The sequence below is a fragment of the Nocardia sp. NBC_01730 genome (assembly GCF_035920445.1).
Classification (GTDB): domain Bacteria; phylum Actinomycetota; class Actinomycetes; order Mycobacteriales; family Mycobacteriaceae; genus Nocardia.
Genome location: NZ_CP109162.1, coordinates 3,993,434 through 4,010,336 on the forward strand (window position 1 = coordinate 3,993,434; position 16,903 = coordinate 4,010,336).

Sequence of the window (16,903 nt, forward strand, 5' to 3'; positions counted from 1 at the left end):
CGCCCCTGGAATGGGACGGAGTATGACCGGGTTGATTTCGAAGGCGATCGAAGTCGGTGTGCGGCAGCGCTATCCACGGCTGTTCAGCCCGGTCACCCTCGGTGCCATGCGGCTCGAGAACAGAATTGTCGTCCCAGCGATTCAGGCCGGGTTCGCCCGCAACCACGACCTCGGTGAGCGGTTCATCGAACGCTACGCGCAACTCGCCCGCGGCGGCGCGGGGATGATCGTACTCGAGGCCACCACGGTGCATCCCGCGTCCGGACCGCACCCGACCATGCCGATCGCCTACCGTTCGAGCGATCGCGCCGCGTTCGCCCACCTGGCGGAGATCGTCGAGGGCGCGGGCTGCCGCCTGGTTGCGCAACTGCACCACACCGGCTCCAGCCGGGTGGCCGCCGACGGCGCTGTGGAGCGTATCGCCCCATCCCCGGTGCCCGACTTCTACAGCGGTGAGGTGCCACGCGCCATGACACCGGTCGAGATCGATGAGACCGTGTCCGCATTCGTCTCGGCCGCAGCGGTATTCGCGAGCGCAGGGTTCTCCGGCGTGGAGGTGCATGCCGCACACGGCCATCTCCTGAGCCGGTTCCTGTCGCCGCACTGGAACGAGCGCACCGACTCCTACGGTGGGTCGTTGCACAACCGCACCAGGATAGTCCGGGAGATCGTCGCCGGGGTTCGGGCGGCTTGTGGTGCGGATTTCGTTGTCGGGCTGCGGATTACCGGAGACGAAGGGATTCCCGATGGGATCGGCCCGGCCCAGGCCGCAGCCGTTCTCACCGACATCTGCTCCGCCACACCGGTCGACTACGTCTCGCTTACCCAGGGCACTGTGGCACCGAACTTCGGCGACCATATCCCCGATATGCACTATCCGCCGACCCCTTTCCTGCCGTTGACATCCGATCTGCGCGCCCGGATCGGGGCAGCGGTGCCGGTGATCGCGGTCGGCCGGATCAGGACGGCCGACGACGCCGAGCGCGCGCTGAGCGAGGGCTGCTGTGATCTCGTAGCGATGGGCCGTGCTCTGATCGCCGACCCGGACCTGCCGCGCAAGGCCCGATCCGGGGGTGAGGTTCGACGATGCCTCTACTGCAATCTGTGCTGGGGCCGGGTGCAGGCGGGGCAGGCGGGCGAGTGCGTGGTGAACCCCGGGTGGGGGCGTCCCAGTCCGCTACGTGTGACTCGCCGTCGGCGGATCACCGTGGTCGGCGGCGGCGTCGCGGGCTTGGAGGCCGCGGCGGGTATCGCCGAGCGCGGGCACGAGGTCACCCTGCTGCATGGGCCACGGCTGGGCGGCAAGATCGCGGCCGAATCCACGCTGCCTGGACGCGCTGAACTGGGTCTGCTTGTCAACGAACTGCACCGGCGCGCCATTGCGGCCGGTGTCGGATTCCGGGAGCTGCCGAGGCCAGCGGACGCGGATGCCGTGCTCGCCGAAGCACCGGACGCAGTGATTCTCGCGACCGGAGCGCGGATGCCACGGCCGACGCTGTTCGCCGACGCGGAATCGGTGTCTGACGTGGGAATCCGGGAACTCGTCGACGGTATCCAGCAGCCGCGGGACTCGCCATTGCCGACCGGTGACCGGAGGGGTGTCCTCGTTGTTGTCGACGATTATCACGACACTGCCGTATACGCACTCACCGAACTACTGGCCCCCGACCACGCGCGGACGGTGCTGTTGTGCACTCGACCGGAGATCGGCGCGTTCGTTCCGTGGGTCGGTCGCCTCGGCATCCAACGGCGCTTGAGTGCGGCTGGAGTCGACTGCGTCACGTCTGTCGTGCCCGTTGCGTGGGAGCCCGGCGCACTGCGGTATCGGAGTGCCGACGGAACACTGACGACCCAGCCCCACGTCGACAGGATCATCTGGGCGACGACCCGCACACCGGATCTCGAGATCGCCGACCGGCTCACTCGTGCCGGGGTTCCATACCATGTCGTCGGCGACGCGAGCGGACCGAAAACGCTGGTAGACGCCATCGAACACGCACGCACGCTGGTCGCCGATTTTCACTAGGGACGCCCATGGAATGCTGTTTCATGTCGCGCCCGTGGTGATTTGGTCTGTCGACACCGGAGCGGCACAAGGTGAGGTTGCCGGACATCGGCAGCCGGGTGTGGCTGCCGATGTCGGACTCGCCGACCGGATGGTATCGGGTGTCACCGCCTATGGAAGGCGCGGCTGCGGTGCCGCCGCGCACGCTTGTGCGTCACGCAGCCTGCAGCGTGCTCGACGGCCCGGCGCCGACTCTGTCTCGAAGGTGCTGACCGCGCCCGCCCGCGCCTACCGATGAAAACTTCCTCAGAGGGGGCCGCGGGCGGCCTCGTAGGCGGCACCTACCCGGTAGAGGCGGTCGTCGGCGAGGGCGGGGGCCATGATCTGGAGGCCGACCGGCATGCCGTCGTCCTCGCTCAGGCCGGACGGGACCGACATGGCCGGGTGACCGGCCAAGTTAGTGGGGAGGGTGCACAGGTCGGAGAGGTACATGGCGAGCGGGTCGTCGACCTTTTCGCCCAGCTTCCACGGGGTGAACGGGCTGGTCGGCGAGACGAGCACGTCGACCCGCTGGTAGGCGTTGTCGAAGTCGCGTGCGATGAGCGTGCGCACCTTGAGTGCCTGGCCGTAGTAGGCGTCGTAGTAGCCCGCCGAGAGTGCGTAGGTGCCGATCATGATGCGCCGCTTCACTTCCGGGCCGAACCCTGCCGCTCGCGTGGCCGCCATGACCTGCTCGGCGCTGTGCTGCCCATCATCGGCGACGCGCAGGCCGTATCGCATCGCGTCGAACCGCGCGAGGTTCGACGACACCTCCGACGGCATCACCAGGTAGTAGGACGACAGCGCGTATTCGAAGTGCGGACATGACACTTCGATCACCTCGGCGCCGAGCTCCTCGAGCACCGCGACAGCGGCGTCGAAGGAGGCGAGCACGCCCGGCTGGTAGCTGTCGGAGTGCAACTCCTTCACCACACCGATTCGCACGCCGCGCAGATCGCCCTGCGCACCCGCGCGCGCGGCGGCCACCACCGGCGGCACCGGCACATCGCGTGAGGTGGAGTCGCGCGGGTCGTATCCCGCGATCACCTCGTGCAGCAGCGCGGTGTCCAGCACGGTACGCCCGCACGGACCGCCCTGGTCCAACGACGACGCACAGGCGACCAACCCGAAGCGGGACACCGTCCCGTAGGTCGGCTTGGTGCCGACGGTCGCGGTGACGGCGGCGGGCTGGCGAATCGAACCGCCGGTGTCGGTGCCGATGGCCAGCGGCGCCTGATGCGAGGCAAGCGCAGCCGCGGAGCCGCCGCCCGAGCCGCCCGGGATCCTGGTGGTGTCCCAGGGGTTGCGGGTCGGGCCGTAGGCCGAGTTCTCGGTGGAGGAGCCCATGGCGAACTCGTCCATGTTGGTCTTGCCGAGGATGGGGATGCCCGCGTCACGCAACCGCGTGGTGACCGTCGCGTCGTACGGTGACACCCACCCCTCGAGGATCTTCGACGCGCAGGTGGTCGGCATGTCCGTGGTGGTGAATACGTCCTTGAGCGCCAAAGGAACTCCGGCCAGCGGCGAGGCGGGCTTCGCGCCGGAACCGATCGCGGAGTCCACCGCGGCCGCGGTCGCCAGCGCTCGCTCCCCCGCGACGTGCAGGAAGGCGTGGTACTCACCGTCGACCTCGGCGATCCGGTCCAGGTGCGCCTTGGTGACCTCCACCGAGGACAGCTCGCCACCGTGGATCTTGCCGGCCAGCTCGGCCGCCGACAGCGTGGTCAGGTCGGACCCACTCGTCGCCCGACCACCGCCCCCAGTCGAATCGCTACGCGATGCTGCGCTCATTCGCCCTCCCCCAGGATCTGCGGAACCATGAACCGCTGCTCGTCGACCGCGGGCGCGCCGGACAGCGCTTGGTCCGGGGTCAGGCAGGGCGTGACTTCGTCGGGCCGGGTCACGTTGGTCGCGGGATCCGGCGACGCGGTGGCTGGGACATCGGCGGCGGCGACCTCGGAGATGGTCCGCACGTGGCTCAGGATCGAATCCAGCTGGCCTGCGAACTGATCCAGTTCGACATCGGACAGCGCGAGCCGGGACAGCCGGGCGAGGTGTGCGACCTCGTCGCGGGAGATGGCGGGCACCGCGGGACCCCTTTCGGCTTCGGTTTCAACAGTTCACACCGGTTCCGCCTGCTGCGGACGGCGTCGACGTGCACTAGCCTAGCCACCTGTTGCGACGCCTCCACCCGGCACCCGTGCTTCGTCTGCCGTGCGGCTCGATCGATTCCGAGCGAACTCCTCGCACCCGCCCCGCTACTACGACACGGCCTCCCGAAACTAATCCAACACGCCGTTTCCGCACGAATTTGCGGAGTGGCGTGCGTCACCGGCCATGCTTCGACTCGATAACCCGCCCACAGGGGTGTAAGTATTGCGTCACCCGGGTATCCGTTCAGAACCTCGGCCGCCGAAGGAAAGGAACGCGCGTGTCGTATCTGCTCCGCGTGCAACTTCCGGATCGACCGGGAAGCCTCGGTGCGCTCGCACTCGCTCTCGGCTCCGTCGGCGCCGACATCCTCTCGCTGGATGTGGTGGAACGCGAAGCCGGCTACGCCGTCGACGATCTGGTCGTCGAGGTGCCATCGGGCGCACTGCCCGACACCCTCATCACCGCCGCCGAATCCATCGGCGACGTGCACGTGGACTCCATCCGCCCCTACTCCGGCGTGCTGGACACCCACCGCGAACTCGAACTCATCGACCAGGTGGCCAGCGCCCACGACGACCGGATGCAGGTGCTGGTCGACGGCGTTCCCCGCGTGCTGCGGGTCGGCTGGAGCACGATCATCGATATCGGGCCGCAGGGCGGGTACCGAGTGGTCGGAAGCCCGAGTGCGCCGCACACTCAGGCGGCTTCGACGCCGTGGATGCCGCTGGAGAAGCCCACCGTCCTCGACCCCGAAGGTGACTGGGTCCCGGAGATCTGGCGCGATATGGACACCAAACTCGCCGCCGCTCCGCTCGGCAACACCGGCAAGGTGCTCCTGCTCGGCCGCCCGGGCGGCCCCGACTTCCGGCCCTCCGAAGTGGCCCGGCTCGGCTATCTCGCGGGAATCGTCGCGACCGTCCTCGGCTAGCACCTAGCAGATCACGCTGCGTACGGCCTCGTCGCCACTTACCGCGCCGCCGCGCTCCGGATGCTCACCAGCAGAACTCAGAGCGGTAGCCGGAGGACGTTCAGGAGTTCACCGACGCTGGTGCGCCAGTCCCGGGCCGGGATGGGAAGGAAGCCGAAGCGGTCGTAGATCCGGCGGGCATCGACCATGGCGGACGCGGTAGTGAGGGCGACGGCGGCGAAGCCCTCCGCGCGGGCCAGGTCGATCACGGTGCGCACCAACGCCGTTCCGGCGCCGAGACCGCGCGCCGACTTCGCGACGGCGAGCATGCGGAACTCCAGCTCACCTTGCTGCGCGATCTCCGCATAGGGGGTACCGGGACGTGCGACGGTGAGCGAGCCGACAATCCGTTCGGCGTGGGTGGCGACGAGGATCTCGGCCGACGCCGCGCGGCGGGCGGTGTCGGCCAACTCGCCCGCGTACCAACTGCCCGCCTGCACATAGCCCGCACCGACATAGACGTCCGCGGTCAACTCACCGACCGCGTCGTACTCGTCCGGCCGCGCTGTCCGCACGACTACACCGGTGTCCATCACTTCCATACCTGGCATGATGCCACTGGCCGTAACACGGGCTACATCACACAACCGGCCGGTCGATCCGCGCACCGGAACGCTTACTCACGGCGGCACGGCCATTCGACCGAGACAATTGCGCCCGAGCGGACTCGTCAACCCGGGTGCGAGATCTGCCAGCGGTCGGGTTTGCCCGGCGGGTACACCACGGTCAAGAGATCGCCGATCTCCGGCCAGGAATTCGTATCACAGGCGAAGCGGCCGTAGACGACAGTGCCGGGCACCGAAGGACCGGTGAGGTTGCCGGTGATCGTCACGTACTGCTCACCCGGTGCGTCGGGGCGTGGGCTCACGCCGGTGACGTGCAGCGTCCCGTTCTCCGGGTTCGCAGGCCGGAAGCCATGGCGGCCACGGATAGCGAACACGATCAGCGACACCAGCACGGCGGTCAAGATCACCAGCGAGGCGAACTCCAGCATGTCCACCATGCTAGGGGCGCGCTACACCGCCGCGAGCTCGCTGGTCCCCTGGCTGGTGCGGCGGATCTGCCAGACCACGGTGCGGGTGCGCTGCGACCGCCCGTTGCCCTGGTCGATCAGGGCGCGGTTGTCGGTGGTGAAGATCAGTTGGGCGCCACGAAAATTGGTTTCCGGGTTCTGGAAAAGCTGGATCAGCCGATCGGCCTCCTCCACCGGCAGACGCGCGCCGATGTCGTCCACGGCAAGCACGCGGCCCGCGTCCAGCGCGTCGAGCATGGTCGGCAGCGCACGCAGTAGCGACAGCGTCGCGGAGGATTCGTCGCGGATGTCGAACGGGTTGGCGATGCCGTCGTGCACCAGGCCGAGGCCGACGCCGCGCCGGGCGACCATCCGCGCGTACAGAGCGTCGCGGGCGGCTTTCAGGTTGGTCAGCTCCCGCTCCAGCAGGACGGCGGTCAGGCCGTTGCCCTGCAAGAGTTGGTCGGCGTAACCGGGCGAGGTGGCGCACAGGTCGATCTGCTTCCCGATCCCCGCGATGTCGGCGTCCAGATCGCGCAGGTAGTCGGCGTACATCGGGTCGTTCTCGGCGATGAGCACGTCGGTGATGCCCAGTTCGGCGGTGCGCAGCAGCGTCAGCAGGCGGGCCGCGTTCTCCGGTGAGCGCGAGACGTGGCTGCCCAGCCGATGTGCGATGGCATCCGGGTCGGCGGGCCCGCGCTGTACTTCGAGCATCGACTGGAACCAGCGGTACGCGGGCACTAGCGCGTCGGAGTACATCTGCCCGGCGAGGCCGAGCAGCAAGGCGTTCGGACGGACCAGCGGCACCAGCGCGGCGATCCCGTACCGCGCGGCCTCGAACATCGGTCCGATCTTGATCTGCTCCCCGGCGCGCTCGAACACGATTCGCTTACGCGAGCGCGGATGCGTGTGCAGCCATTCGGCCGCCACGTCGGCGTTGTCCAGCCGGAACCCGTAGGTGTACGGCACCCCCTCGGCGACGAACGCCGCCACGAACTCCGAAGGCCGATCGGGGAATCCGAGATGAGGCGCTCGCACCGGCCCGGCGTACGGATCCCACCCGGTAACCGAGTGCAACACCGCATCGCGCATCTGCGAGAGCGCATCGATCAGGTTCGTCTTGCCCGACGCGGCACCGCCGTGGATCGCGGTCACCGGCACGGCCACCGGCCCGCTTCCCTTGGTCAGCCGCAGCTCCTGCCCCTCGGCCAGCGATCTGTGATTGGTCACACGAAAACTGCGCAGCATGCCCGCCATACTTCCGTCTCCACCACAGCTCGGCGACACCAGCCCGTAGTACCCGGAATCCGCCTTGCGATCAGACGTCGCCCGCGCTGCGCGCACTCGACCACTCACACCGACTCGCCAACGCACGAACGTTCCTGGACGCCGGCACTTGATCATGACCGCTACCTGGCAGAACAGGTCTGCGAACAATGGTTCGGTGCTCGGCGGCACGGTACCCTGAGCGCATGACCGCGGGTGGTCACCCGAACTGTGATCTACGAGCACACCGAAACCGACACCTGCCGGGTACCGGACGCGCAAGGAATACCAGCCCGGCGACCACATCCCGGTGCATTACGCGGGCACCACACTCGCGGTGGACGACCTGCTGTTCGCCGAGTAGCCCGCACCGACCACCGGGACAACTGTGGTGATAGCGGGTTAGCATTCTGGACGCCGTGCGGGTTCGCGGCCGGATTTGCTGTAGCAGCTCGATGGGATAGGTAACGATGAAACTGCCGGTTCGTCGTCTTGTAGTCCGAAGCTCCATTGTCGCCGTGCTCGCGCTCGGGTCGTTGGCGGTGGCGCCCGAGGCGGTCGCCGACGCGCCGTGTCCGGACGGCACCGCGCGGGTGTTTCTCGCCAACAGCACGAACACGTGCCAGGGCGGAGGGACGGTCGGCTACGACCCGTCGGCGCCGGTATCGAAGGTGTGCTCGACGCCGACCGCGGACGTGACCGCCGAGGCGACGTTCAAGAACTCCCGCGGCAAACTGGTGACCCAGAAACTCGACCTGAGCGACGGCCGCTGCGGACGGTTCGATATCCCAGGACAGTTGAGCGCGACCGTGACGGTCAGCTGAGGCCCTGTCGACCTGTTCGGCAGGATGTGGTCACTCCTCGGCGTCGGCGTCCTCGGCGTCGGTTTCCAGCGCCACCGCGCTGGGGCCCTCTTCCAGCAACAGCCGGAAATCGTCTTCGTCCAGGATTCGCACTCCGAGTTCCTCCGCCTTCTCGGCCTTGGACCCCGGCGAATCACCGATCACCACATACGCGGTCTTCTTCGACACCGAGCTCGATGCCTTGCCGCCGCGCGCAAGGATCGCCTCTTTGGCACCGTCGCGGGTGAATCCCTGCAGCGAGCCCGTTACCACGATGGACAGGCCCTCGAGATTGCGCTCGACGAACTCCTCGCCCTCGTACTCCATCCGCACACCGGCGGCCCGCCACTTCGCCACCACCGCGCGGTGCCAGTCGATGCTGAACCATCCCGCCACAGCGGCCGCAATGGTCGGGCCCACGCCGTCGGCGGCGGCCAGCTCCTCGACCGACGCCTCCTGGATGCGGTCCAGACTGCCGAACTCGGCGGCGAGCGCACGCGCCGCGCTAGGGCCGACGTGGCGGATGGACAGCCCGACCAGCACTCGCCACAGCGGCCGGTCCTTCGCGGCTTCCAGGTTGTCCAGCAGCCGCTTTCCGTTGGCGGAGAGGCTGCCGTTCTTGTTGGCGTACAGCGAGGTGGTCAGCAGCGCCGCCGCGTCGAGATCGAACAGGTCGCCCTCGTCGGCGATCGCGCCGGACTTCAGCAGATCGATCGCACCCTCGTAACCGAGCGACTCGATGTCGAAGGCGCCGCGCCCGGCCACGTGGAACACGCGCTCGCGCAACTGCGCCGGACAGAACCGCTGGTTCGGGCAGCGGATGTCGGCGTCGCCCTCTTTCTCCGGCCGCAGTTCGGTGCCGCACTCGGGGCAGTGCGTCGGCATGACGAACTCGCGCGCGTCGTCGGGGCGCGCGTCCACCACCGGGCCGAGCACCTCGGGAATCACATCGCCCGCCTTGCGGATGGTGACCGTATCACCGATCAGCACGCCCTTGCGCTTCACCTCGGCGGCGTTGTGCAGGGTCGCCATGGCGACGGTGGATCCCGCGATGGACACCGGCTCCATCACCGCGAACGGGGTGACCCGGCCGGTGCGGCCGACGTTCACCTCGATCTTCAGCAGCTTGGTTGTCGCCTCCTCGGGCGGGTACTTATAGGCGATCGCCCAGCGCGGCGCGCGCGAGGTGGAGCCGAGGCGGCGCTGCAACGCCGTCTCATCGACCTTGATCACCTGGCCGTCGATCTCGTGCTCGATGTCGTGCCGGTGCTCGCCCCAGTAGGCGACCCGCTCGATCACCGCGTCGATGCCCTGCACCCGCCTGGTGTGCTCGGACACCGGCAGACCCCAAGCCGCGAGCGCGCGGTACGCCTCGTATTGCGAAGTGGGGGAATAGCCCTCGATGCGGCCGAAGCCGTGACAGATCATTCGTAGCCTGCGCCGCGCGGTGACCGACGGATCCTTCTGCCGCAGCGAACCGGCCGCGGTGTTGCGCGGATTGGCGTATGGCGGCTTGCCCTCGGCCACTATGGCTGCGTTGAGGGTCTCGAAGTCCTCCAGCCGGAAGTACACCTCGCCGCGGACCTCGAGCAGGTCCGGGATCGGGAACTCGTCGCTGGGCGCCAGCACGCCGGGGATGTCGTCGATGGTGCGGGCGTTGAGCGTGACGTCCTCGCCGGTGCGTCCGTCGCCGCGGGTGGCGCCGCGGACCAGGCGCCCGTTCTGGTAGACGAGGTTCAGCGCGACACCGTCGATCTTCACCTCGCACAGATAGTGCAGGTCCGGCCCGGTCTCCGCCGCCACCCGGCTCGCCCAGGCGCGCAGCTCGTCGACGTCGAAAACGTTGTCCAGCGACAGCATCCGCTCGAGGTGATCGACCGCGGTGAAATCGGTCGCGAACCCGCCGCCGACGAGTTGGGTCGGCGAATCCGGAGTGAGCAGGTCGGGGTGCTCCTCCTCGATGGCCCGCAATCGCAGCAACAACGCGTCGAACTCGCCGTCGGAGATGATCGGCGCATCCCGCACGTAGTAGCGGAACTGGTGCTCGCGCACCTCGTCCGCGAGCTGCTGCCACTTCACCCGCTGCTCTGCCGTCGCCGGGGCCGCCGCGCTGTCGCTGTCACTCACGTATCGCACATTAGCGGAGGCCACCGACAGCACATCGCGGCGTTCGCGCACGTCGCCGCACTCGACAGCATGGATTCCGGCCGGTCCTTTTCCCCGCGGAGCACGGCGACGAGCCGGCCGGCGACCGAGCCCGGATCCCTCACAACGTGGTAGCGGACGGCACCGTCCGCGGGCGCGGCGTGTTGTTCGTACGGCCGCCGGAGGTCAAGAGAACGAAAGCTCTTCCGGTTCTTCGGCATACGCCCGCGCGACCTCATCGACCAGCCGCAGGGCCCTGCGGCTCCACTCCAGCCCAGCACTCGCCAAACCACAGGCGGGACTGACCGCGACCCGTTCCGCCAGCGTCCTGCGGCCGAAGCCGAGCCGGTCGACCAGCCGGACGCCAGGCTCGGCGACGTCGCGCCAGGTGACCGAGGTCGTCGGTGCGACAGTCGGGACCACGCCGAGCACCAGTTGCTTTCCCGCTTCCAGGATTTCACCGATCTCGTCGAGCTCGCGGGCGCCGATCGTGGCCAGGTCGAAGCCGACCGCGGCAGCGGCGCTGCGACGCAGCAGAGCCAACGCGGGCAGCTCGGCGCAGCTGTGCACCAGCACCGGCGCCGACTGGCCGGTGATCACCGAGTCCAGGACGGCGAGCGCCTCGGGCTCGGGCAGAGAGCGCACGGTGTTCAGTACGCTCACACCGCGCAGCGAGCCGTCCAGCACCGCAGTCAACGACGGTTCGTCCAGTTGCAGAACAACCTCCGCACCGAGCCGTTTGCGCACCTCGGCGACATGCTGGGCCAGCCCCTCGACCAGGGATTCCGAAAGGTCACGTACCGCACCGGAATCGGTGAGCAGGCGATGCCCTCCGGGCAACTCCACCTGCGCGGCCAAGGTCAGCGGCCCCGCCGCCTGCACCTTGATCAGCCGGCCGCTGCCGGACAGACCGGCGCTCTCCCACGCTTCTTCGAGCGCGTCCAGGTCCGAGCGCAGCAGATCGTCGGCCCGTCGCGAGACCGCTCCCGGGCGGGGCGCGAGCCGGTAGCCCCTGGTCGTGGTGTCGAAACGCAGGTCGACCAGGAGTGCGGAGGCGCGGCCGATCAGGTCCGCGCCCGCGCCGCGATTCGGCAGCTCCACCAGGTGTGGCAGGTCGCCGAGTTCGCCGACGATCGTCGCGGCGGCCTCGCGCGGATCGACACCGGGCCAGGAGCCGACCCCGGTCGCGATTCCGCCCCGGATGCGCGCGGGCTCGGTCACCACGTCCGTCTCGCCGTCGTGTGCCATGCCATCCGTACCGGTCTCGAACACCATCACTCCCGTCCGTTCGATCCTCCGTTGCCGGACCCCAGCGTCGAGCACGCGGGCGCACCGGTGATTCCGTTCCTCATCCCCGCACCGGCCGCCCGGCCCGCCTCACCGCGCCGCTTCCGACCCCGTATCGCTCATGACGGCCTCGTGGGCGGTACCTGCGATGGTTCCGCTGCCGATCACCTCGTCGCCCTGCGGATCCGGACGGTAGAGCACCACGGCCTGGCCGCGCGCGACGCCGGTCAACGGCTCGCGCAGTCGCACTACCAGCCCGTCGCCCACCGCTTCGGCGACCGCGGGTGCGGTGCCGCCGTGTGCGCGGACCTGCGCGACGCATTCGATCGGCCCATCCGGCGCGGTATCCGAAGTCCAGATCGCGCGATCCGCCTCGACCGCCCATACCCGCAGGTCCTCGGCCGAACCGACGCGGACCGTGCCGGAGTCGGGATCGATGGCGGTCACATACCGAGGCTTGCCGTCGGCGGCAGGGCCCGGCAACCCGAGGCCCTTGCGCTGGCCGATGGTGAACCCGTGCACGCCGTCGTGCCTCGCCAACTCCTGACCGTCGGAGTCGACGATCGCCCCGGGCCGGATGCCGATCTTCGCGCCGAGGAAGGCGCGGGTGTCGCCGGAGGGAATGAAGCAGATGTCGTGGCTGTCCGGCTTGTTCGCGACAGCGAGCCCGCGCTCGGCGGCCTCTTCGCGAATGCGCGGCTTGGGGGTGTCCCCCACCGGGAACATCGCACGCGAAAGCTGCTGCGCGGTCAGCACCGCGAGCACGTAGGACTGGTCCTTGTCCGCGTCGACGGCGCGGCGCAGCACGCCGTCCGCGAGCCGCGCGTAGTGACCGGTGACCACCGCGTCGAAGCCGAGCGCGACCGCGCGATCGGCCAGCGCGGAGAACTTGATCTTCTCGTTGCAGCGCAGGCACGGGTTGGGCGTCTCGCCCGCCGCGTACGCGGCGACGAAATCGTCGATCACGTCTTCCTTGAAGCGATCGGCGAAATCCCAGACATAGAAGGGGATTCCGAGCACGTCGGCGGCACGCCTGGCGTCACCGGCGTCCTCCTTCGAGCAGCAGCCGCGCGACCCGGTACGCAGCGTGCCCGGTGTCGCGGACAGCGCCAGATGTACGCCGACCACCTCGTGACCGGCGTCGACGGCACGTGCCGCCGCCACGGCCGAATCCACACCACCGCTCATCGCGGCGAGTACCCGCATCAAGCACCTCCCTTCGCACCGGCCAGGCCCGCGGCCCTGGCCCGCTCCACCACCTGCGGCAGCACTTCCAGTAACGCGTCGACGTCGGCGCGGTTCGAGGTGTGCCCCAACGAGAATCGCAGTGATCCGCGCGCCTGCCACGGTTCGACACCCATGGCGATGAGCACATGGCTCGGCGTGGCGACCCCCGCGGTGCACGCGGAACCGGTCGAGCACTCGATGCCCGCCGCGTCCAGCAGCATCAGCAGCGAATCACCTTCACAGCCAGGGAACGTGAAGTGCGCGTTGCCGGGCAGGCGCCGGTCGCCGACCGGTCCGTTGAGCACCGGGTCCGGCACCGTCGCGCGGACACCCTCGATCAGCGCTTCTCGCAGCGCGGTCAATTCGACTGTGCGCGTGGGCAATTCGATCGCGGTCTGGCGCAGCGCGGTGGCGAGTCCGACGGCGGCCGCCGTGTCCGCGGTACCGGACCGCAGGTCGCGCTCGTGCCCGCCACCGTGCAGCAGCGGCACACACGGCACCTGCCTGCCCAGCAGCAGCACGCCGACACCGTGCGGACCCCCGACCTTGTGTCCGGCGAAGCTCGCCGCGGAAAGACCGCTGAAACCGAAATCGATCGGCAGCTGCGCCGCGGCCTGCACCGCGTCGCTGTGCATCGGCACGCCGAATTCCTGTGCCACAGCGGCGAGTTCATCGATCAGCTGAATGGTGCCGACCTCGTTGTTCGCCCACATGATGGTGACCAGCGCGACGTCACCCGGGTTCTCGGCCAGCGCAGCGCGCAGTGCGCCCGGCGCGACCACGCCCTCGGCGTCCACCGGCAGCCAGGTCACCTCGGCGCCCTCGTGCTGCTGCAGCCACTCCACCGCATCGAGCACCGCGTGATGCTCGACCGAGCCGGCGATGATCCGGTTCCTGCGCGGCTCGGCGTCGCGACGCGCCCAGAAAATACCCTTCACCGCCAGGTTGTCGCTCTCGGTGCCGCCAGAGGTGAACACGACCTCCGACGGACGGGCGCCCAGGTCGGCGGCGATCGACTCGCGCGCCTCCTCCAGCAACCGTCGAGCGGCGCGCCCCGATCCGTGCAGCGAGGACGCGTTGCCCGCCATGCTCATGGCAGCCGTCATCGCCTCGATGGCGGCAGGCAGCATCGGTGTGGTCGCCGCATGATCGAGGTAGACCGTCTGGGGCGCAGCACCGTTGACCGGACCCGAATAAGCCGACTTCATGACCAGTAAAGGATAGCTGTCGCGGGTAGCGGGTTATTCCCCCCTGCTCACGAGCTCGCAGCCGCAGCGTGCGGCCCGATCCGCCGCGCGGAAATGGCCACCCACCACGGCAGGAGCGGCGACCAGCCTTGGTTACCTATTGAATGTACCGTTATATAACGGTACGCTGGCGGACGTATTGAAGCCCTCCGGCGCGTGAGTGGAACAGATATCGGGCCGGACTACCGGCCGGTCACCGACCGGACGACGTTATCGAGTGAGGAAGTTCCCGATGAGCCCAGACACGCACCAGCACGGACGTACCCGGCGCGCGGTCGCACGCGTTGCCGTCACCTCCGCGCTTGCCCTGATGCCGATTGCCGCCATCGCGGTGCCCGCGCTCGCCGACGCGGTGGTGCTCGAGCCCGCCGATCAGATCGACCTGGTCCATGATCGCCCTGGCCACAATCGGCATGGGCACGACAACTGGAACCGCGGACGCAACGACGACTGGAACCGCGGACGCAACGACCACGGCAACTGGAACCGCGGACGCAACGACAACTGGAACCGCGGACGCGACGACGACTGGAATCGCGGACGCCACGACCACGGCAACTGGAATCGGGGCGGCAACGGGTGGAACGGGTTGTTCCCCCTGCCGTTCTCCGGAAGCGCGTTCTGAGCGACTGTCGGGATCAACCGACTCTGCGCACCGGCACCCGATCCCCGAACTCCGGCCCACCTTGATCAGCGTGGCCTGGAGTTCGGCGAAAGCGGGATCGAAGAGGTCCGTGACTGGTCGACGGTCGCCGCGGTGAATCGTTCGGCGGCGTCCCAGAGTTCGCGTTCGCGCCGCGGGTCGTAGGACTCCTCGGATGACCGGGCCACACGGCCCCGGTCGACGTAGGAGCCGGTCGGCGCCTTGGTCGCGCCGAGGACGACGTCGGCGAGGTATCGTCCCGCGGCGCCGCGGCTGGTCGCGAATGGTGTGAGGGTCAGCGCCGGAAGGATGCGCCGCATCGCGAACCGGGAGACCGGGTCGGCGTTGCGAGCGAGGTCGGTGCCGGGGACGAACCCCGGATTGTAGGCGACGGCGTCGATTCCGGCCGGCAGGCGGCGCGCGTATTCGTGCACGAGGTAGATGGCGGCCAGCTTGCTTGTGGAGTACGCGGTGCGTCCGCCGGCCGTGGTTTCGGGCTCGGGGAAGGCGCCGGTGTGGGCGAGGGCGTCCGGGGAGCGCCAGGCCGGTCCGGGCACCATGCCCATGTTGTGCTGGAAGTCGCCGAAATGGGTGTCGCTGACGGTGATCACGATCCGGGCAGGAGCGACGAAGCGGTCCTCGAGCAGGCGGATGAACAGGTGGTTGGCGAGCACGTTGACGGTGAAGGTGGACTCGAACCCGTCGGGTCCCTCGGTGAGCGCGTTGGTGTATTGCATGCCGGCGTTGCCCACGAAGCCGCGCAGCGGCGGCAGGTCACCGCGGCTGAGCCGGTCCCGGATCGCCATGGCGGCCGACCGGACGCTCGCGAGCGAGCCGAGGTCCGCCTCGACGTGCGAGACCGCGTACCGACCCTCCCCGAGCGCTGCGGACAGCCGTGCACCGGAGGACCCGCGGGCGACGACGAGGAGATGTACGTCCGGTGACTCGCTCACGATGCGCTCGGCGGCGATACGGCCGATCCCGCGGCTCGCGCCTGTCATGACGATGGTGTGCGGCATGGTGGACTCCTTCGGGCTGGTGGGGCGATGCGGCTCGGCCTGCGCACCACCCACGTTCGTCGCTCTCGCCACCGTCAACCAGTGCCGTGCCCGTCACTAGGACCAGCAGTACCCAGGCTCGTCCGCTGCCGGACGGCGACAATAGGGCCATGGCTGCCTCCCACTCCGGCTTCGGCGCACTCCTGCATACCTGGCGTGACCGCCTCTCCCCGGCAGACGCCGGCATCACCGTGACGCCGGGCCGCCGCGCCCCGGGACTGCGCCGCGAGGAGCTCGCCCAGCTGGCCGGGCTCTCGGTCGACTACGTTCTGCGCTTGGAGCAGGAACGCGCGAAGAACCCCTCGGCGCAAGTCGTCAGCGCCCTCGCCAGGGCCCTGCAGCTCTCCCGGGCCGAACGCGACCAGCTCTACCGAAGCGCCGGGCTCCTGCCACCACAGGACGGAACGATCACCACCCACGTGCCCCCGAGTATCCAACGGCTGGCCGCGCGCCTGGGAGACGTCCCGATCGGAGTGTTCACCGCAGACTGGACCCTGGTGTGGTGGAACGCCATGTGGAGTGCCCTGCACGGCGACCCCGCCGTGGTCCCGGCCACCGAGCGGAATCTGGCCCGCGCCCTGTTCGGAAAAGGCGCCGCTCATGCCGCGATGCGGCCCGTCCACTCCGAGCGCGCACCGGACGCCTTCGCGGCGTCGATCGTCGCCGATCTCAAAGACGCTGCCTCCCGCTACCCCGCGGACGCCCAACTCGATTGTCTCGTGCGAGACCTCCGAGAAGTATCCGACGCCTTCGCCCGGTGCTGGGCCACAGGCACGGCGGTTCAGCACACCACCGACCGCAAAACAATCCGGCATCCCGAGATCGGCGACATCGTGCTCGACTGCGACGTCCTCATCGTCCCGGGCGCGGACCTGCGCATGGTCACCTACACCGCAGCGGCCGGAAGCAACGACGCTGGAAAACTCGACCTCCTCCGCGTCACAGGCGGCCGCACGCTCTCCTGACCGGCCGACGGACGGGGCCGACAGTAGTCGGCCCATTCACGCAGAC

General features: G+C 69.0%; 15 protein-coding genes. 5 read left to right on the plus strand and 10 right to left on the minus strand.

What is annotated here, in order from left to right:
* Positions 1 to 22 precede the first annotated feature (22 nt).
* Positions 23 to 2,026, plus strand: coding sequence for an oxidoreductase (locus OHB12_RS15785; RefSeq protein ID WP_327120250.1), 2,004 nt, complete (start codon positions 23 to 25; stop codon positions 2,024 to 2,026).
* A 285-nt stretch (positions 2,027 to 2,311) separates the two neighbouring features.
* Here OHB12_RS15785 and gatA read toward each other — a convergent pair whose 3' ends face one another.
* Both gatA and gatC read right to left on the minus strand, forming a co-directional pair.
* Positions 2,312 to 3,835, minus strand: coding sequence for an Asp-tRNA(Asn)/Glu-tRNA(Gln) amidotransferase subunit GatA (gatA, locus tag OHB12_RS15790; RefSeq protein ID WP_327120252.1), 1,524 nt, complete (start codon positions 3,833 to 3,835; stop codon positions 2,312 to 2,314).
* Positions 3,832 to 4,131 (minus strand): Asp-tRNA(Asn)/Glu-tRNA(Gln) amidotransferase subunit GatC, encoded by a 300-nt coding sequence (gene gatC, locus OHB12_RS15795; protein ID WP_327120254.1) that lies wholly within the window; start codon positions 4,129 to 4,131, stop codon positions 3,832 to 3,834. Before gatC ends, gatA begins: the two co-directional genes overlap by 4 nt.
* 344 nt (positions 4,132 to 4,475) lie before the next feature.
* Here gatC and OHB12_RS15800 point away from each other — a divergent pair, with 344 nt between their 5' ends.
* Entirely contained in the window at positions 4,476 to 5,126 is a 651-nt protein-coding gene (locus tag OHB12_RS15800; protein WP_327120255.1) for an amino acid-binding protein, read from the plus strand.
* Positions 5,127 to 5,203: 77 nt separating this feature from the next.
* On the opposite strand, the gene OHB12_RS15805 is transcribed toward OHB12_RS15800, so the two are convergent.
* The 3 genes from OHB12_RS15805 to OHB12_RS15815 all read right to left on the minus strand — a co-directional run bounded on the left by OHB12_RS15805 (position 5,204) and on the right by OHB12_RS15815 (position 7,425).
* On the minus strand, positions 5,204 to 5,716 hold the full coding sequence (locus OHB12_RS15805) for a GNAT family N-acetyltransferase (RefSeq protein WP_327120256.1): 513 nt from the start codon (positions 5,714 to 5,716) through the stop codon (positions 5,204 to 5,206).
* A gap of 119 nt (positions 5,717 to 5,835) precedes the next feature.
* Positions 5,836 to 6,159 carry a hypothetical protein gene (locus tag OHB12_RS15810; protein ID WP_327120258.1) on the minus strand — a complete coding sequence of 108 codons (324 nt, stop codon included), beginning with the start codon at positions 6,157 to 6,159 and terminating at the stop codon, positions 5,836 to 5,838.
* A gap of 21 nt (positions 6,160 to 6,180) precedes the next feature.
* A complete protein-coding gene (locus OHB12_RS15815) occupies positions 6,181 to 7,425 on the minus strand; it encodes an AAA family ATPase (protein WP_327120260.1) in 1,245 nt (414 codons plus the stop codon).
* A gap of 488 nt (positions 7,426 to 7,913) precedes the next feature.
* Here OHB12_RS15815 and OHB12_RS15820 point away from each other — a divergent pair, with 488 nt between their 5' ends.
* Positions 7,914 to 8,267 (plus strand): hypothetical protein, encoded by a 354-nt coding sequence (locus OHB12_RS15820; protein ID WP_327120262.1) that lies wholly within the window; start codon positions 7,914 to 7,916, stop codon positions 8,265 to 8,267.
* A 30-nt stretch (positions 8,268 to 8,297) separates the two neighbouring features.
* On the opposite strand, the gene ligA is transcribed toward OHB12_RS15820, so the two are convergent.
* The 4 genes from ligA to OHB12_RS15840 form a co-directional block, all read right to left on the minus strand.
* Entirely contained in the window at positions 8,298 to 10,412 is a 2,115-nt protein-coding gene (gene ligA / locus OHB12_RS15825) for an NAD-dependent DNA ligase LigA (protein WP_327120264.1), read from the minus strand.
* Between the two features lie 204 nt (positions 10,413 to 10,616).
* Positions 10,617 to 11,651 (minus strand): methionine synthase, encoded by a 1,035-nt coding sequence (locus OHB12_RS15830; protein WP_327121153.1) that lies wholly within the window; start codon positions 11,649 to 11,651, stop codon positions 10,617 to 10,619.
* A gap of 156 nt (positions 11,652 to 11,807) precedes the next feature.
* Positions 11,808 to 12,923 (minus strand): tRNA 2-thiouridine(34) synthase MnmA, encoded by a 1,116-nt coding sequence (mnmA, locus tag OHB12_RS15835; RefSeq protein ID WP_327120266.1) that lies wholly within the window; start codon positions 12,921 to 12,923, stop codon positions 11,808 to 11,810.
* Positions 12,923 to 14,152: a cysteine desulfurase family protein gene (locus tag OHB12_RS15840; RefSeq protein WP_327120268.1), complete on the minus strand. Its 1,230-nt coding sequence runs from the start codon at positions 14,150 to 14,152 to the stop codon at positions 12,923 to 12,925. Before OHB12_RS15840 ends, mnmA begins: the two co-directional genes overlap by 1 nt.
* A gap of 271 nt (positions 14,153 to 14,423) precedes the next feature.
* Here OHB12_RS15840 and OHB12_RS15845 point away from each other — a divergent pair, with 271 nt between their 5' ends.
* On the plus strand, positions 14,424 to 14,816 hold the full coding sequence (locus OHB12_RS15845) for a hypothetical protein (RefSeq protein WP_327120270.1): 393 nt from the start codon (positions 14,424 to 14,426) through the stop codon (positions 14,814 to 14,816).
* A 65-nt stretch (positions 14,817 to 14,881) separates the two neighbouring features.
* Here OHB12_RS15845 and OHB12_RS15850 read toward each other — a convergent pair whose 3' ends face one another.
* Complete coding sequence (locus OHB12_RS15850; protein ID WP_327120272.1) at positions 14,882 to 15,853, minus strand: SDR family NAD(P)-dependent oxidoreductase; 972 nt, start codon at positions 15,851 to 15,853, stop codon at positions 14,882 to 14,884.
* 149 nt (positions 15,854 to 16,002) lie between these two features.
* On the opposite strand from OHB12_RS15850, the gene OHB12_RS15855 reads away from it, so the two are divergent.
* Positions 16,003 to 16,857: a helix-turn-helix transcriptional regulator gene (locus OHB12_RS15855; RefSeq protein ID WP_327120274.1), complete on the plus strand. Its 855-nt coding sequence runs from the start codon at positions 16,003 to 16,005 to the stop codon at positions 16,855 to 16,857.
* Positions 16,858 to 16,903 lie beyond the last annotated feature (46 nt).

Coding starts and splice junctions, on each gene's coding strand:
- OHB12_RS15820 (WP_327120262.1), top strand. CDS start 7,914: ATGAAACTGCCGGTTCGTCGTCTTGTAGTCCGAAGCTCCATTGTCGCC.
- OHB12_RS15845 (WP_327120270.1), top strand. CDS start 14,424: ATGAGCCCAGACACGCACCAGCACGGACGTACCCGGCGCGCGGTCGCA.
- gatA (WP_327120252.1), bottom strand. CDS start 3,835: ATGAGCGCAGCATCGCGTAGCGATTCGACTGGGGGCGGTGGTCGGGCG.
- OHB12_RS15810 (WP_327120258.1), bottom strand. CDS start 6,159: ATGCTGGAGTTCGCCTCGCTGGTGATCTTGACCGCCGTGCTGGTGTCG.
- OHB12_RS15840 (WP_327120268.1), bottom strand. CDS start 14,152: ATGAAGTCGGCTTATTCGGGTCCGGTCAACGGTGCTGCGCCCCAGACG.
- OHB12_RS15785 (WP_327120250.1), top strand. CDS start 23: ATGACCGGGTTGATTTCGAAGGCGATCGAAGTCGGTGTGCGGCAGCGC.
- OHB12_RS15855 (WP_327120274.1), top strand. CDS start 16,003: ATGGCTGCCTCCCACTCCGGCTTCGGCGCACTCCTGCATACCTGGCGT.
- mnmA (WP_327120266.1), bottom strand. CDS start 12,923: ATGCGGGTACTCGCCGCGATGAGCGGTGGTGTGGATTCGGCCGTGGCG.
- OHB12_RS15805 (WP_327120256.1), bottom strand. CDS start 5,716: ATGCCAGGTATGGAAGTGATGGACACCGGTGTAGTCGTGCGGACAGCG.
- OHB12_RS15850 (WP_327120272.1), bottom strand. CDS start 15,853: ATGCCGCACACCATCGTCATGACAGGCGCGAGCCGCGGGATCGGCCGT.
- OHB12_RS15815 (WP_327120260.1), bottom strand. CDS start 7,425: ATGCTGCGCAGTTTTCGTGTGACCAATCACAGATCGCTGGCCGAGGGG.